Source organism: Pseudanabaena sp. PCC 9330, assembly GCF_055795045.1.
The window spans coordinates 65597-80697 of record NZ_JAYFES010000115.1 but is presented as its reverse complement, the minus strand read 5'-3'; the positions used below and the strand labels follow the sequence as shown (position 1 = coordinate 80697).

Annotated in this window: 11 protein-coding genes; 3 read left to right on the top strand and 8 right to left on the bottom strand. The window is 57.9% G+C overall.

Features of this window, described 5'->3' with window-relative positions; genetic code table 11:
* Positions 1-99 precede the first annotated feature (99 nt).
* The 4 genes from AC0QKW_RS17710 to AC0QKW_RS17695 form a co-directional block, all read right to left on the bottom strand.
* On the bottom strand, positions 100-2013 hold the full coding sequence (locus tag AC0QKW_RS17710; RefSeq protein WP_473152410.1) for a hypothetical protein: 1914 nt from the start codon (positions 2011-2013) through the stop codon (positions 100-102).
* Positions 2014-2187: 174 nt separating this feature from the next.
* Entirely contained in the window at positions 2188-2586 is a 399-nt protein-coding gene (locus AC0QKW_RS17705) for a hypothetical protein (protein WP_473152409.1), read from the bottom strand.
* Between the two features lie 154 nt (positions 2587-2740).
* The gene (locus AC0QKW_RS17700; protein ID WP_473152408.1) at positions 2741-3157 is read right to left on the bottom strand and encodes a hypothetical protein; all 417 of its coding nucleotides are present in this window, start codon (positions 3155-3157) and stop codon (positions 2741-2743) included.
* A 101-nt stretch (positions 3158-3258) separates the two neighbouring features.
* Complete coding sequence (locus tag AC0QKW_RS17695) at positions 3259-4221, bottom strand: hypothetical protein (protein WP_473152407.1); 963 nt, start codon at positions 4219-4221, stop codon at positions 3259-3261.
* Between the two features lie 702 nt (positions 4222-4923).
* Here AC0QKW_RS17695 and AC0QKW_RS17690 point away from each other — a divergent pair.
* Complete coding sequence (locus AC0QKW_RS17690; RefSeq protein ID WP_473153001.1) at positions 4924-5655, top strand: MlaE family lipid ABC transporter permease subunit; 732 nt, start codon at positions 4924-4926, stop codon at positions 5653-5655.
* A 200-nt stretch (positions 5656-5855) separates the two neighbouring features.
* On the opposite strand, the gene AC0QKW_RS17685 is transcribed toward AC0QKW_RS17690, so the two are convergent.
* Positions 5856-6434: a pentapeptide repeat-containing protein gene (locus AC0QKW_RS17685; protein WP_473152406.1), complete on the bottom strand. Its 579-nt coding sequence runs from the start codon at positions 6432-6434 to the stop codon at positions 5856-5858.
* Between the two features lie 509 nt (positions 6435-6943).
* Here AC0QKW_RS17685 and AC0QKW_RS17680 point away from each other — a divergent pair.
* The gene (locus AC0QKW_RS17680) at positions 6944-7168 is read left to right on the top strand and encodes a photosystem II protein, Psb35-related (protein ID WP_473152405.1); all 225 of its coding nucleotides are present in this window, start codon (positions 6944-6946) and stop codon (positions 7166-7168) included.
* 124 nt (positions 7169-7292) lie between these two features.
* Here the strand turns inward: AC0QKW_RS17680 and AC0QKW_RS17675 are convergent, their stop codons facing one another.
* Positions 7293-10058 (bottom strand): AAA family ATPase, encoded by a 2766-nt coding sequence (locus tag AC0QKW_RS17675; RefSeq protein WP_473152404.1) that lies wholly within the window; start codon positions 10056-10058, stop codon positions 7293-7295.
* 137 nt (positions 10059-10195) lie between these two features.
* Positions 10196-13102 (bottom strand): nSTAND1 domain-containing NTPase, encoded by a 2907-nt coding sequence (locus AC0QKW_RS17670; protein WP_473152403.1) that lies wholly within the window; start codon positions 13100-13102, stop codon positions 10196-10198.
* Between the two features lie 684 nt (positions 13103-13786).
* Between AC0QKW_RS17670 and AC0QKW_RS17665 the strand changes: the two genes are divergently transcribed.
* Positions 13787-14428 (top strand): class I SAM-dependent methyltransferase, encoded by a 642-nt coding sequence (locus AC0QKW_RS17665; RefSeq protein WP_473152402.1) that lies wholly within the window; start codon positions 13787-13789, stop codon positions 14426-14428.
* A gap of 74 nt (positions 14429-14502) precedes the next feature.
* On the opposite strand, the gene AC0QKW_RS17660 is transcribed toward AC0QKW_RS17665, so the two are convergent.
* Positions 14503-15003 (bottom strand): DUF456 domain-containing protein, encoded by a 501-nt coding sequence (locus tag AC0QKW_RS17660; protein WP_473153000.1) that lies wholly within the window; start codon positions 15001-15003, stop codon positions 14503-14505.
* Positions 15004-15101: the final 98 nt, after the last annotated feature.

Genomic DNA, 15101 nt, shown 5'->3' with positions numbered 1-15101 from the left:
CTCTACCCAGGGGCTGTCGCGCCAGCAATGGCCACCGCCCCGTGATTTGTGGCAGGGTCTTTACCGAGGGCCGATGGCGGGGGCTCAACGCAGAAAGCATTACTCAGCGGTGGGGAATGCGATCGCCTCCCCAGGCACAGTCTCTACCCCAGGCTCGGATGCCGCCGTCGGGGCCAACTCTTCACCGGCCGCCTCTACTGAAGTAGAGGTGGGGGCCGGAGGCGGGGATTTTATCAGCTCGTCGGCTGGTAAGACGGGCTCCGGGGATGGTAGAGCTGGATCAAGGGTTAAATCCCTAGGTAAGTCGCCAGAAATCTTTGAACTCTCCCCCGATGGGGGTAGGGGTAACATGGCGTCAGAAAGTGGCTCAGCGGACTGGTTGGCTGAGGGGAGAGAGGTGGGCAGATAGACCTGGCTATCGGGAAAAGCTCCGGCTACGGGCTCAGCCGGGGCCTCTAAGAATGGCGCACTCTGGCTGCCCTCCCGGGCTTCGGCCCAGGTAGGCACTGCGATCGCCGTAGCAGCTTCCTGAGGGGATGGCGTCTCTACAGCACCGAGGATGGTCTCTTCTGCCAATGTCTCTTTTGCCAATGTCTCCTCTGCCTGAGCAATGGGATGGGGCACGTCGGCAATGCTTTCAGCGACCGGTTCCACGGCTTTCTCGGCAGGAGTGCCGCTGGGGTTAAACAGCCTCATTCCCGACGCCATCTGATGAGAGGCCGCCGTGCCCTGGTTGAGGGCCACCTGGGTGAGCCGCTCTACGGTGATCTGCCACAGATGCCCTAGGGGGTCGTCGTCCTCTAGGTGTGGCTCACTGGCTAAGGCCACTGCATCCGACAGAGCAGGGGGGTCGCTGGGGGCGGTCCACATAGTCAACACCTCATCGACAGGCTCTGATCGGGTGTCGTTTTGGGCCAGCAGTGCCTCGCTCACGGGGGGAGGTGATAGCACCCAGGCACTGGGATCAAGCTGAGGATCTTGATCGGCATAGGCGGCGATCGCCTTGGCCACAGCATTGGCCCGCCGCTGTTGGTCACGGCGAATACTGGGCTCGGTGTTACCCAGCCCAGGTGCATTCCAGCGCCCGGTGTTGGGGTTGATATAAGAACGAGTACGGGCTACTAAAATGGCTTCAGAACCTTCGTAGCCGTTGGCTTTGGCTTCGGCCAGCCGCTCTATATAGCCCACCCGCCCAATGGCCGCCAAAGGCGACTGATTGGCTAAGTCGAGGCCGTTGAGGGTTTCTTCGAGGGTGAGATTCATACCGTGCTTGAGGGCTCGCTGGCGGAGCACTTCCCCCTGATTTTGTAGCCGGGCTAGCTGTTTTTGATCGGCCTCCTGGGGGGTCTGGGCACCGTGTTGATACGAGAATGTGCCCATGTTCCAGACGCGATTGCCAGGGTCGGTATGGCCAAAGTAGGCGGAGTTAATAGCTCCATTGGGGGTGCGAGTGCCCTCGGCACTGCCCACAGCCCAGGCCACCAGAGAGTCTGAATTGCCCTCAAACAGGCCAGGCAGCGGATTGCTAACGGCGACGGTAGCCGCCTCTGCCTTGGCGCGCGCCACCACCACCGCCGCAGATGGCTCTAGGGCAAAGTCTAAAAGCTCTACCGGAGGTGCTGTGGGTACGGCGCTGGTCTGCACAGGCTGAGTTGGGGCCGCCGCCACCATCTGGGCCTCTGGTAGCGGTGGCGCGGGGGGCAGCAGCTGCGCGGGGGAGGTGCTCTCATTCAGCGCTACCGCCACCCCACGCCGATAGATCCCGGCAGGCAGCTGCTGCGGAGAGTGAAAGCGCATGGGCGGATTGACCGCCCCAGGGGGGATGGGTAGGGGCTGATTGTTGGGGTCAGCCTCAGTCCCCTCAGCCGCCGGGATGGGCGGGATGGAGGCAGGCTCAGCCCATGATACGGGGGAGAGGTCAAAGCTCAAGAGGTCATCTTCGGCCTTGACAGGGGAAGGGGCAAGTAGAGTCAGCAATGAGCTGACGGCCAGCAAAGTAGGAGTAGACTTCATGGGTAGAACAGCTTGGCAGAGAGGGGCTAATGCTTGAAACGCCGAATAAAAATGTCAGATCAATAAAGAACGCTCAGTCAACTTTGGGAAAATAGTCTTTTCAATAGTGGGCAATACTCACCTTGCGGTGGCTACAGTCAGCGAAAAAGCTGGCATCCTCATTCCAGAAATCGTCTAAAAACGCCAGGTGGGAGAGGGCTGATTGAGCGATTGCTCCAGTACGCGATCGGAGGGCTCTACCAGAGCCCAAGCGCCATCGGGCTGTCGGCGGAGGGTGGCAAAGTGGACGATGCGTCCCTTGCCCATGACTGCACCACTTGAAATAGCCCCTAGTCGGGGATGCGTTACGCCGCAGTACCGAAACAGATATGCGGGCACCTCAGCGGCAGAAAAATAAATGCAGTGGAACCCCTTAGCCGCTAACTCCACCTGCCCATCAAAGGGAGCCCGTAGCCGGATTCCCCTCAGTTGGACAGAGATATCACCCAGGCTACCGGTCACTACCTGACCGGCCACGCGATCGCCTGACTCAATTTCCCACGTCTGCTTCAGCACAATTTGCCGGGGCACCACCGGGGCAATGGTGCTACACCCAGCTAGGCCAATCCCCAAACTCAGAACTATTTGTCTTAGCCCTAGGCCAGTCAGCCCCTGAGCCCAGGGTGGAAGAAATCTGCTGATGGGTTTAGCCAGCTGAGTTCTCAGCTGTTTTAGACAGGGCAACACCTTACTGAAACCGAAAGCGATAGCCAGCGTACTCATCATTTTCGTAAAGAATTACCAGCTGTACGGAAGGATCCCAGGCCATGGGATAGGCTTCTCGTTCGGACAACACCCCCGATCGCACCTGGAGCTGGGGAAGACTGCAATAGGGCTCGGCCACAATGCCACGCACTGTCTCCTTGGGGTCACGCTCTGGCACCGCGAGCAGCTTAGCGAGTTGCTCACGGCTGAGTTGGGCATTGCTCTGCACAATTTTTTCGCAGCCCTCGGCAGATTTAGAGCCTGCTGTCGTCAACCAGCGCGGCCCTGGGCCCAATCGATCTAGTGCCATCAACCCAATGACCAGCATCAGACCGCCAGCGAGAAAGGGCTTGAGGGTCGCGATCGCGACTCCTGGCCCAGCCTGTGGGGTTGCAACCATAATCCGTCTCCTTCTGAGTTCGTCAGCAGTGAACCAAGCTCAATCGGCCCGGTGCCAGGCGCTACGGCGTTGGCACCGCTTTAGGGTAGGCTCAAGCCATCTTAGAGCTGCCCCCCCACCACCAGCCCTGCCACCAGCAAAGACACCCGAATGGCCGGGCCAAAGGCCAGCTTAGGGGCCAAAGTTGCCCGATAGAGAGCGTAGGCGGTCACAGCGGTAATGGCGGCAACCGCCACAGACCAGAGCCCAGGAAAAGCTGCCAGCAGCAAATTCAGCGCTAGCCGCCCAATCACCCCGCCCCCAAACCACAAAATGCCATCGACTGGGGTCAGCACAGGGATAGCGCTCCCAGGGAAACTCCGCCCCAGGGGCGGAGGACTCTGACTGGGCATCAGTAGGCGAGCTATCTCCTGAACCAACTGCCAAATGCCCAGGCCTAAGCCGGTCAAGAGGCGGGAGGGCTCTTGACCTAACGTTAAGGTCTCGGCCAGCAACGCCCGCCAGCCACGTCTTCTAACAGACGGAGACCCATAGGTAGCCCTGAGCTGGGCTGCCAACTGGTTAGACGGCTCAACTAAAAGCGGCGATGCAGTCGGCTGACTTGCCCCAGCAGCAACGCTGCGGTGAGAGAGCAATATATTGCCCTGGGGGTCGACCTCGGCGGCGGCCAGAGTCACCTGGCGTAGATCGATCTTGGGCAGGGCGAATCTAGCTCCGGCAGTCGGGGGGGCAAGCTGGTGCAACTGCGCCTGAATCGCCTGCATTTCTGCGATCGATCGCTCTTGCTCAGCCGAGAGATGATTGATTTTTGTCGCCATGGCCCTCAGCCGCTTCGCGTAGACCTCAGGAGGAATCCCCCCCGCTCCAGGTCCACCATTGGCCAGATGCACCGATCGCCATTGCAGGGCGTCTACCGCAGTCGAAAACTCCACCCCTGCTCCGTGCTGGGGGCGGCGTTCCGCAGGCTGAGACGATATACCCCAGTCGACTTGAACACTGCCATCGCCCGCACCTAGGGAGTTCACAGTCTGAATGAGCTTGGTTTGAACACTTTGCAAATCCATGGCGCAGTACCCCGCAGCAATAAAAATCTAACGACAAAACCCAAATGCAACCTGCCACCCCCTCAGCCACTGCCGAATAGAGCATTCACTCTCATGGGCGCGCTGATGGGCTGACTGAACCCAGACTCAATCAGGGCAACTGCCAGGGCCGACTTGATACAAATGTACCATGTAAAACCTGGAATTGTACTGTTTTTGTACTAAATCAAGCGCCTGGATTGCTCTGTTCTCTGGCCTGCCCTAGGACGGCAACCTGCCCTAGGACGGCAATCTGAAAACTATCTTCAGAAACCTCGATTGTGTTAGTCGAGTCTGTAGAGTTGACTTAGGCTGTAAGGCTATGAGCCCGATGGCGATCGGCTGCTGCTTTCGTCACCTGACAGGTGATGGTTGACCCTAGTCAAATGACTAGGATGATGGCCAAGCCAAGCCGTGGGGTTAGCCCCGTCGGTGCGCATCTGATGATTTTCTTTAACTGGGTTTAGGTTGTTGCTGCATACAGAATCTCTCCAGCCTAATCGGGCAAACTAAACCTTATCCACCTCCGCCCGTTGACTACCCTACGTGTGTTTTATGGTTAAGGCTGATCCCAAGACCCTAGGGCTATCTGGCTCAAAATCAATCCAATACGACTATCCTGCTCGACTGAGGCCAGAAGCAGCGATCGCGATTCGACAAAAGTCCTGCCTTTACCACATCGTAATGGCGTTCTTTTTGGGTGGTCAGGTGCTGATGCGCATTTTGAGAGGGGGCATCAATCACCAGCGCACCCTAGAGCAAATGGTGGCCGCCGGCCCCCAGACCCTCACTCCGGTACTTTTGACCAATCTGTTCGCCGGCATGATCTTCGCCATTCAAACGGGGCGGGAACTCGATCGGTTTGGGGCCACCTACGCCCTCGGCGGTGCTTTTGCCATGGCTTTCTGTCGAGAACTGGCTCCCATCCTCACCGCAGCGATTATGGCAGGGCAGGTGGGCACCGCCTACGCCGCCGAAATCGGCTGTATGAAGGTGACCGACCAGATTGATGCTCTCAAGGTGTTGCGCACCGACCCCATTGACTACCTAGTGGTGCCTCGGGTGGTGGCCTGCTGCATTATGCTGCCAGTGCTAACGGTGCTGGGGCTGAGCCTGGGCATCGCTGGAGGAGCTGGCGTGGCGTTTCATTTTTATGACATGCCGGTGGGTCAATTCCTCGATTCGGTGCGATCGCTGATGGCGCTCAATGACCTCATCGCTGTACTCATTAAATCGGTGCTATTTGGTGCGATCGTGGCCCTAGCTGGCTGTACCTGGGGGCTGACCACCACCTGTAGCCGATCCGTAGGCCGAGCTGCCACCTCGGCTGTAGTCACCACCTGGGTCAGCCTTTTTGTCGTCGATTTCTTTTTGTCGCTCCTCCTGTTTGGTAGTTCTGGGGTGGCGGTGCACTGATTGACCGTCTATTTCTGGTCTTAGATTAGGTTCAGGAGCTTTCCAGTCAAGAAAATACCAGTTTTGCCTGAGCGCCAGTTTTGCCTGAGCAACGGCAAGCGCTACAGGGTTTACGCGGCCCACCCTGGGAGAAACTATTTTGCAGCCGTCCCCCTAGAGCCCCATTGGGTCAGCACGGGGCTGGATCTAGATGCTGGCGTCTAGTTGACTTCTAAAGGGTGGTGCTCTGCTGCGCCTTGGTCTTGCTCAGAATATTCCATGACGGAGGAGTCAGGCATCATGGCACCTAAGAGGTTGGTGCCTTCGAGCAATGCATTGGTGAGATCGGCATCGCGCAGGTCAGCCCCTTGGAGGTTGGCATAGCTAAAATTTGCCCCGCGCAGATTTGCTCGCCTCAGGTTTGCTCCACGCAGGTCGCTGCCGCTGAGTACTGCTTCTCTAAGACTGCTGCCCTGCAAGTTGACCCCCATCAGCTGGGCTCCTGAGATCATGGCTCGATTGAGGAGAGCCCCGGAGAGATCAGCCCTAAAGAAGTCTGAGCCAATCAGGTTAGCCCAGCTGAGGTTGCATTTACGCAGGTTGCTAAAGGTGAACACGCCCCCAGGCATAAAGGCTCGCGACAGGTTTAGACCCTGAAGATTACAGTCAATAAATTCTACGAAGGGCATTCTGACCCCTTCGAGGGAGAGCTTGCGCAAGTCTAGGCTCTCAAACTTAAGCTGGCCACGGCTGTAGCCCTGGGAAAACAAATCGAGGGGAGAGGAAGAATGGGCAGCCATAGGAAAGCCTTGTAGAGGCGGTAAGAAGCGATCGCCGGTAAAACGCCTGTAACGGGTAGATAGCACCGCAGCCTGAAAGAGCTAGGCCAGAGCCCCATCACAATGACATCGAGACAACGACATCGGGGCATCACTCATATTTCCATCCTAGAAGAATTTAAGAACAGTAGAAATTTCTGCCCCTTAAATTTTGTATCGACGGTTTGTTTACTGATCTGCTCTGTAGGGATCGCCGCCGAGTTTGCACTCTCAACCGAGACACGTCCTGGGATGAAATACTTTAGCTCTATTGTGCCCAGCCTGGGGCCACCCTCCACAGGCCTATCGGAGGTATACCCAGGCAAAAAGCCCTACCATCGACGCAGCTTTTTCTGCAATTGCCTTTGACAATTTGTTACATTTGAGTTACATTAAGTTACATAAGCGAAGAACGTTGGCGCTCTGTTAGCCAGGGATAGATTGGGCAACGGGCTTTGCGACTGACATCGTTTCAAGCTAGAGGTTCGCAAATGTTTGCATTACTAATTTCTCTCTTCGTGGTGGGCTGGGTTGCCGTAGCTCTGATCGGTACTCAGGCTTACTTTCGCGGTGAACAAACCAAGCCTATCCATGAGCGCAACTGGCGCTCTGAGTCGTTTGATCAACTGGCCCAGGCTATGACGGGGCAGTCCACCGAAGGTGTAGATCGGGTGCCGGCCTACAGCGGCGACGCCTTCTCTAGCCAATCTATCTAGGCGCAGTCAGTGCCTCCACTGGGTGCTGATACCCTGCTTTGAGACTCTCCTCTAAGGCAATTAACCCACAGCCGCCCCCACCAGGGCGGCTGTTTTGTGCATGGGTTTGTGCCCTGACCTGGCGTTAGCCAGGGTCTCGCTCAACCACAATGACATTTTCGGTCAGTTGTTCAAAGGTGTCGTCATGGCTGATGACAAACAGCTGCTGAAAGCTTTTGATCCGCCCGATCGCTTCTGCCAGGCCCTGACGCCGGGCCTGATCCATATTGGTGGTGGGCTCGTCAAAAAAGGCAATATCCACATCGGCCAGTACCTTGAGTAGGGCCAGCCGCACTGCCAGAGCGGCACACATCTGCTCACCGCCAGAGAGGTTAATAAACCGCCGCTGGTTGGGGCCATCCTGCACGACGATCTCGTAGTCTCGGGTCCACTGCAGGGCCACATTGGGGCGGTTGAGCAACTCGCGAAACAGGCGATCGGCCTGCTGGGAAATGCTGCGCACGTACTGTTCGGTAATGCGCGGCCCGGCTTCGTTGTAGGCCTTGCGGGCGAAGTTGATGAAGCGTTTGGCTTTTTCCTGATCTTGGAGGGTTTGGCGGGCTGCATCGCGACGCTGGGCCAGGGCTTCTAGGCCGGCAATCTGCTGGTTGAGGTCGGTTAGCCGCTGCCGCTGCTGGGGTAGGCTGCCCGAGAGCTGGTCGGCCTCTGACTTAACGGCGCTGTAGGTCACCTCTACAGCTGCGGTAGCTTCGGGGTCAAAGCTGACCAGAGCAGCCTGATAGGCAGCATTGATCTCGGCCTGTTGGGCTTGTACCTGAGCTATGTCAGCCTGGGCAGCCGCTAGCTCACTCTGGAGTTGGGGATGTTGGTTGGCCAACTGCTGGTTTTGCAGGTAAAGACTGTAGCCCGGCTGATGCTGGGCGCGATCGCCCTGGGCCTGGGCTAGCTGCTGATCGAGACCGGCAAAATCTGCTAGCCGGGTGGCCAACTCGGCTAACTGCCGATCGACCTCGGCTAGAGCCTCAGCCTGAGCCTGGTAAGCCGCTTCAAGCTGAGCTTTGTCGGGCAGGGTGCGGGCCAAAATCTGGCTCTTTTCGCGGGGGCGCCCCAGGGCCTCTAGCTGCTGGTCGAGAGCGGCTAGGGTCGCCTGCACCTGGGGCTGGTTGGCTAGCTGCTGGGCGATCGCCCCGATCTGCGCGACCATCTCTGCCTGGGTCTGTTGAAGCTGGGCAATCTGCGCAGTGACATGGTTTAACTGGCCCACCTCGGCTCGCCAACCGTAGCGCTGCTGGAGGTCACCCTCTAGGTTTTTAAGCTCTCGCTTCAGCGTCTTTTCATCGGTCTGGTCAGCCAAGTCTTGCAAGATCGCCTCCAGGGCAGTGAGTAGCGATCCGTGCATGGCAGCAGTATTTTGAATCACCTGCTCAAGGCGGGCTCGGGTCTGGCTCGACAGCAGCGGCAGGCTGGTGGCCAGATCGGCTAGCTCTTGGAGCACAGCCTTGATTTCGGCCTGCTGAGCTTGGCCCTGGCCCTGGCTGGTGCTCACCAGCGATCGAATCTCGCTTTCAAACTGGCGGGCAGCGGCAATGTGGCTGAGCTGTAGCTGGAGGCGATCGCGCCGATCTTCTAACGCTTGAATCTCAGCCACTTGGGGCTGGAGGGCGATGAGGCGATCGCGGTTTTCGGCGGCCTGGGCTAGCTGCTGGGCTAGCTGCCCGAGCTGGGTCTCTAGCTGCTGCTGCTGCGACTGCTGCTGCCGGTGGTGGTCTAGCTGCCTTTGCAGATCTTGGCGCTGGGCCTCTAGCGCCGTTTGGGTTTCGATCTGGGGCTGGAGCTGGGCCAATTCTTGCTCACTGGTCGCCAAAGCCTCTAGCTGGGTTTGCCAGCGGGTAAGCTCTACCTGGGTTTTGCCTTGGGTCTTTTGTAGGGCTTGCGCCTCGCTCTGCAATCGCTGGCGCTGCTGCTGATCTTGGGCCAGGGCTTGGAGGGTTTGCTCGGCGGCCTGGTAGCCCGCGTAGGCAGCACGATGAGTCTGGCATAGGGCGATCGCCTGCTCCGCTTGCTGCACCGACTGCTGTAGGCGAGCCAACCCAGCCTGTTTGGCCTCTAGCTGGTGCCCTAGCCCCTGGTGCTGGCTGGCCAAAGCCTGCACCTGCTGGGCCTGGGCCTGGACTGCCGCCCGCTGGATTTGCAGATTAGCTAGTTGAGTACCTAGATCTTGCAGGCGTGTCTCGCTGGTGGCCATGGCCTGCTGTAACGCCTGCTGGCGCTGGTGCAGTTCATCCCACGCTTTGAGGGAGTCTTCAAACTGAGCAATTTGCCCCTTGGTGGCCTCTACCTGGTCTTCGGCATAGCGGCGCAGAGAATTCATCTGCTTGAAGGCCAGCTTGTAGTCTTCGACCTTGAGAATGGCGTCGAACACGGCCTTGCGCTGCTCTGCCGGCTGGAGAAAGTCTGCGGTAAAGGTGCCCTGGGGCACCCCCAGGGTGCGGGCAAACAGCTGGGGCAGATTGGTGGTTGGGCCGACGCCCAGGTGCTGGCGCAGCCAGGGCAGCACCTCGTCTTTAATGCGGGTGTAGGGCAGACGCTCGTTGAGCTGAGGGTCAAACAGGGCATAGCCCCGCTGGGTGCAGCGCTGCACCTGGTAGGTGCGACCGTCGTAGTTGGAGGTAAAGGCCACGGTTACCTGGGCGCTGCCGCTGCCATTGCGAATTAAGTCTTCCTTGGCGTAGTCGCCCTGGTAGTTAAACAGCACCCAGGCGATCGCCTCCAAAATACTGGTCTTACCTGCGCCATTTTCGCCACAGATGGCGTTGGTACCCGGCTGAAACTCAAAGTAGCGATCGCGGTGGGTCTTAAAATTTTGCAGCGCCACCGACAAAATTTGCATGCTTTACAGTCCACCGCTAACGCCCTGTAGCTTAGGATAGCCTGCTTTGCCCAGCCCAATCCCAGCAGCATGGGCCTTGACCCCCTGCCTTAAAATTTGCTGGTGCACGCTTCAGTTGGCGCTGTTTGACTGGAGGGCTAGCTGCCCCGAGCCGCCGTCGACGTAAAGCACACAGGCTCAGGTTGGGCCTGGGTACACCAGATTTGAATCACCATGGTTGGATCCTCCGGTGACACCCACCAAGATTCTAGACTTACGACCTGGTTAGCGTAGGGTAGCCCTTGGGAAGCTGGGGCCTTGGCCTTGGCTTTCAGCTGCCCACCTGGTGCTGGGGCACCCCCAAATGTACTGGCACTGGGTGCGATCGCTGATCGAGATGCCGCCGCTGACCCAGCCGGAACGGTAGTTGTCAACGACTCTAGCCCCTGGGTGCCGTGGGCTAAGGCCGACTGAAAGCTCTGGCCATTGAGTAGATGGGGCTCCATCATGAGCGGCTGATCTGGTGCCAACGCCCAGTTAAACACATGGGTACGCACAACCCCGGCTTGGGGAGAGCCCATGACGGGTGCCTGATCTTCCGGAGCGGGCATCAGTCCAGGTGGTTGGGCTGAACTGGGCTCCAGCAGCTCAAAAGCGGGGGCTAGACTGGCAGCGGCTGGGGCGCCTGCCTGGTTGGCAGGGGCGGTGTCAGGCTGGTTTAGATAGCTATGCCCATAGGCGGTGAGCATCCCTGTGAGCATGCTGATGGGAATTAGCGATCGCACCAGGTAGCGCTGGCGACGGCTGCGCCGATTGTAGCGATCGCAAGCTGCCAGGTAATAGTTGGCCTGCAATGAAAGCTGGTGGGGTTGCGCCTGCTGAAACAGCTTGGCCTCGCTCAGGCGAGTCTTGGTCAAAAAATAGTCAGGGTGCTCGGGCTGCCGCTGCTGGTACCAGTCTTGTGCGGCTACTTCAATAGCCCGCTGCTGCCTCACTACACTGCCTTGAGCCTGCAACCACTCTTGAAGCATGGGCCAATTGCGCAGCAGCGCCTCATGGCCAATATCGAAGTAAGGCGATGCCTTGGGGTGAGCCACGCTTGTCACTCTTAGGCCGTTGGTCATGTCGGCCAAACTCTGATCCAGGTCAATTGTCGACGACCAGCCCGGCACCGCCACGGCCAGGGGGGCACCTCCCAGATCCAACGATTGCACCTGGGCCACTACCAGACGGGCCGCCAACAGCTTATCGAGGGTCGTTTCAACGGCAGTCTGGGGCATAGTCTCGGTCACAAGCTCAGCCAGCTGCAGCTGACGGCGACTCAAGATAGCACCATCCCCCAGGTCACAAAGGCCCAGAAAAATTCGCTGAGCAATGGCCTGTTCGACAGGGGTCAGACTCTGATAGGTCTGGGTAGCGCGCTGGTTGAGCAGGTAGCGAATGCCCCCCATATCGGCATAGGCAGCCAGAGTCAGGCGAGGCGCTTCGGCGGCATTTGCGGTGGTCTCGCGGCGCAGCCACAAGGCCTTGAGTGCCATCTGTAGCATGGCCAGATCGGCGGGGGCGCTGACCACATCGAGTAAAAGGGTGTAGACCAGGTTGGCATCGTAGCGCAACCCAACTTTTTCGAGGGGGCCGACAATAGCAGCCTTGAGCTGGTTATAGCCCATCGGGGGCATAGCCAGACAATGGCCCATCACCAGCGCTTGAAACTCTGGGAACTCATTTAGGGCCTCTAGATGATGAGCCCGCAACCCTAATACCAGGTGTAGGGGCAGATGTTCTTGCTGCAGGGCGGCGGTCAAACAGTCTATGATCAGGCGGCGATGGCCGTTGTCTGGTTGAGCTTGATCGCCGCCTGGGGTAAGCAAGGCTTCAAACTGGTCGAGAATCAACACCATGGGGGTATCGCCGGTCACCGCCTGCACCAGTTGGCAAAACCCCCCTGGCCCCTGCTGCAAAAACGACTCGGCCTGGCGGAGCTGTTCGGCCCGCTGCAGCCCACTGGCCTCGGCCTCCACAAACCCCTCTGCCAGGTGGCGGAGGGGATCTGACCCCAGAGCCAGATAACGCACATCCCATGCTTTTCCCTGGGTTAGGCGAGGCCCTAGACCCGCCTTGAGCAGAGAGGTTTTGCCTGTCCCCGAGGCTCCCACCAGGGCACACAGCCGTGATGACACGACTCGTTTTTCTAGGGTTTGGGTGATTTCGTCACGGCCAAAGAAAAACTCGCTCTGGCGACTGTCAAAGGGTGCCGCCCCAGGAAACGGACAGAACCCATAGCGCAGCTTCTGCAGTCGATCTATCAGCGGCGGTGCCTCTGCTGAAGTCGGCGTGGTCACCCCCGATAGGCGGGTCAGAACAATCTCGCTGCCGGAGCTCTCGAACAAAGGCTGCTGCAACTCGCCCTTGAGCTTGCGGTTGACCGTATCGGTGAGAGAGTGACCATTGACAAGGCCACCTTTCACTTTGTAAGGGTTTAAGCCTGACAGCAGCGCCTGGGTAAACACGCTGTGGCTGCCATCGAGAGACTCGTAGGCTGACTCGTACTCACGGGAGGCGGCCATAAACAAGCGATCGGTACCGGCCCGAGCACCAGGATCGGCCTCTAGCATGTTAAAAAATTCGCCACTGTTGCAGCAGTCCAGCAAAATCACCCGCTGGCGCACCGGGCTCTCTTGCAGCAGCCGTCGCAGCCAGTGCAGCGATAGCCCGTAGTGCCCTGCCGCTGGGTTGGCATCGCTGGTAGCTAAATAGCCTTCTTGAATACCTGCCTGACGCTGCAACCCGTGGCCCGAATAGTAAAAGATAGCTGTTTGGGGAATGTTTTTGCCCGCAGGCTTAAAGAGTTTAATCAGCGCTTCTTCCAGCATTGGAGTAGTAACAGTGCCCCGTTGCCCAATGATTGGCTTCTGCTGGGCAATGACCTCTGGCTGCCGCACTACCCGGCATTCTCCAAAGCTTTCTAAACACCTTGCTACTGACTCAGCATCGTGAGCCGGTGCCTGCAAGCCAGGCAGATATTGATAGGTATTTATTCCGACAACAAGCGCATCCCGTGACATTTTTTCTCGCACCCCGATTTGGCGTTTTAATATCTGGCCGATCGGCCAATAGCATTAGGAACACTGCAACTTTAGCCATCATCTTTAGGTGAGATTTTCGGCAACTCAGCCTATGGAAAACCTCAGGGAACTATTCCAAAAACTGAGTACTTGCTGCTCAATGGGTTAAGTTTAGCGAAGCCCTAAAAATTTTCTAAGAGGGGTTTCACCCCTACAAATAGCGGTCGCGCTTTAATGATTTTTTTGACAGTAAAATATAACCGTAGAAACACGGAGGAGATCGTTGCTGTAGATGATCTGGTGGCGATCGCAATAGGGAAAACCACATTTTTAAAAGGGCGATCAATGGATTACTCCCCGGCTCGGGTCAACTTCTCAGTAGTAGTACGGAAGTAGTTTTGTTCTTCGGTCAATTGACCTAATGAGGTTGCCTTACCCATATTTTGGGAAAATGGCTTGGGAGGGCGCTGTTTTTTCTGCCAGACACTCTTAGCTGCCCTACCTAGGAAGCCTCCACTCTGAGGAGATAGTCTGAGGCCGGCCACGCAGATTGCGTTTAGAACATAATGGCGCTACCCCTGGGTGGGAGTAGAGGGCCTTGCTCTATCCATAGGGGATGAGAACGATAGAGTAGATCCATCAATCTGCTTCATCAAGCGCTGATCTATCAAACGACTTACAGCAATGCCCCAACCGCCGCCCGTCAACCAGTGGACTACTGCTAGTCATGCCCTCACCTATCTGGCTCGCGCCGATCGCATTCCCCACCGCACTGAGGGAGAGGCCGTGCTGCTCGACCTGGTGCCCACCACTGCTGGCCGGATTCTCGACCTGGGTACCGGCGATGGACGGCTGCTGGGCCTGCTGAAAATTGACCGCCCTGGGGCGGAGTATGTCGCCTTAGATTTTTCGCCCACTATGTTGGCGGCGGTGGGCGATCGCTTTGGCGATGACCCGAGCGTGACTATCATTAGCCATGATCTATCTAAGCCATTGCCCGATCTGGGAGGCTTTGATGCGGTGGTTTCTAGCTTTGCCATTCACCATCTACCCCATGACCGCAAAGAGGCTCTCTACGCTGAAATTTGGCAAGTTTTACGGTCAGGGGGCTGCTTTTGCAACCTAGAGCATGTGGCTTCTCCTAGCGATCGCCTGCACCAGCGGTTTTTGACAGCCATTGGCTACAGCCCAGAGGAGGATGACCCCTCAAACCAACTCTTGGATGTGGAAACCCAGCTGGGTTGGCTCCGCAGGCTGGGGTTTATCGATGTGGACTGTTACTGGAAGTGGTTGGAGATGGCGCTATTGGCGGGAACTAAGCCCTAGGAGTCTAACCTTTCGGTAGGGGGGGCGAGGCTTTGGGGCTGGCCTTAAGCCGAAACCTGAGGTTTGTAGTCTATTTACGACACCCAGTTGCCGGGCCAGGTGGTGACCAAAAACACCACCAGGCTAATAAAGGCGAGGATGCCCTGCAAAATGTTGCCCACCAGAGTGCCGACCACAATGGCTAGGCCCACCTTGGCCGATTGTTTAATACGCTGGAGCAGCTTTAGCTCGCGGCGGTGTAAAAATTCGCCAATAAAGGCTCCAAGTACCGTGCCCACCAGCAGCCCCAGCAGGGGAATGCCGGTAGGCAATAGGGGCAGCAGGCCAAATAGACCGAAAAACATGCCGACAAAGGCTCCGATTTGCCCCCAGTTGCTGGCCCCGACTCGCTGGGCACCCAGCACCCCGGCCAGGTAGTCGATGGCAATGCTGAGTAGAAATGCTGCGATCGCTACCCCCAACGCCCATTTGAGCCCAGCAAACCCTGCCACCAGACCCCAAACTGCGATCGCTCCCACAATTAATGTGATGCCAGGTAGGGCGGGCACCACGGCCCCGATTACCCCCACCACCATGACCAACACCAGCAGCCAGTACGCAGCCAGGTGCCACGCCTGATCGGGTGCTAAGACGGTAGGCAATTGGGCCGGCAGATGGGCGATGCTGTGACCAA

Excerpts from the sequence above, each read along its gene's own strand:
- AC0QKW_RS17710 (WP_473152410.1), bottom strand. The coding sequence starts at position 2,013 with ATGAAGTCTACTCCTACTTTGCTGGCCGTCAGCTCATTGCTGACTCTA.
- AC0QKW_RS17700 (WP_473152408.1), bottom strand. The coding sequence starts at position 3,157 with ATGGTTGCAACCCCACAGGCTGGGCCAGGAGTCGCGATCGCGACCCTC.
- AC0QKW_RS17695 (WP_473152407.1), bottom strand. The coding sequence starts at position 4,221 with ATGGATTTGCAAAGTGTTCAAACCAAGCTCATTCAGACTGTGAACTCC.
- AC0QKW_RS17690 (WP_473153001.1), top strand. The coding sequence starts at position 4,924 with ATGGCGTTCTTTTTGGGTGGTCAGGTGCTGATGCGCATTTTGAGAGGG.
- AC0QKW_RS17685 (WP_473152406.1), bottom strand. The coding sequence starts at position 6,434 with ATGGCTGCCCATTCTTCCTCTCCCCTCGATTTGTTTTCCCAGGGCTAC.
- AC0QKW_RS17680 (WP_473152405.1), top strand. The coding sequence starts at position 6,944 with ATGTTTGCATTACTAATTTCTCTCTTCGTGGTGGGCTGGGTTGCCGTA.
- AC0QKW_RS17675 (WP_473152404.1), bottom strand. The coding sequence starts at position 10,058 with ATGCAAATTTTGTCGGTGGCGCTGCAAAATTTTAAGACCCACCGCGAT.
- AC0QKW_RS17670 (WP_473152403.1), bottom strand. The coding sequence starts at position 13,102 with ATGTCACGGGATGCGCTTGTTGTCGGAATAAATACCTATCAATATCTG.
- AC0QKW_RS17665 (WP_473152402.1), top strand. The coding sequence starts at position 13,787 with ATGCCCCAACCGCCGCCCGTCAACCAGTGGACTACTGCTAGTCATGCC.
- AC0QKW_RS17660 (WP_473153000.1), bottom strand. The coding sequence starts at position 15,003 with ATGGTGGTGGGGGTAATCGGGGCCGTGGTGCCCGCCCTACCTGGCATC.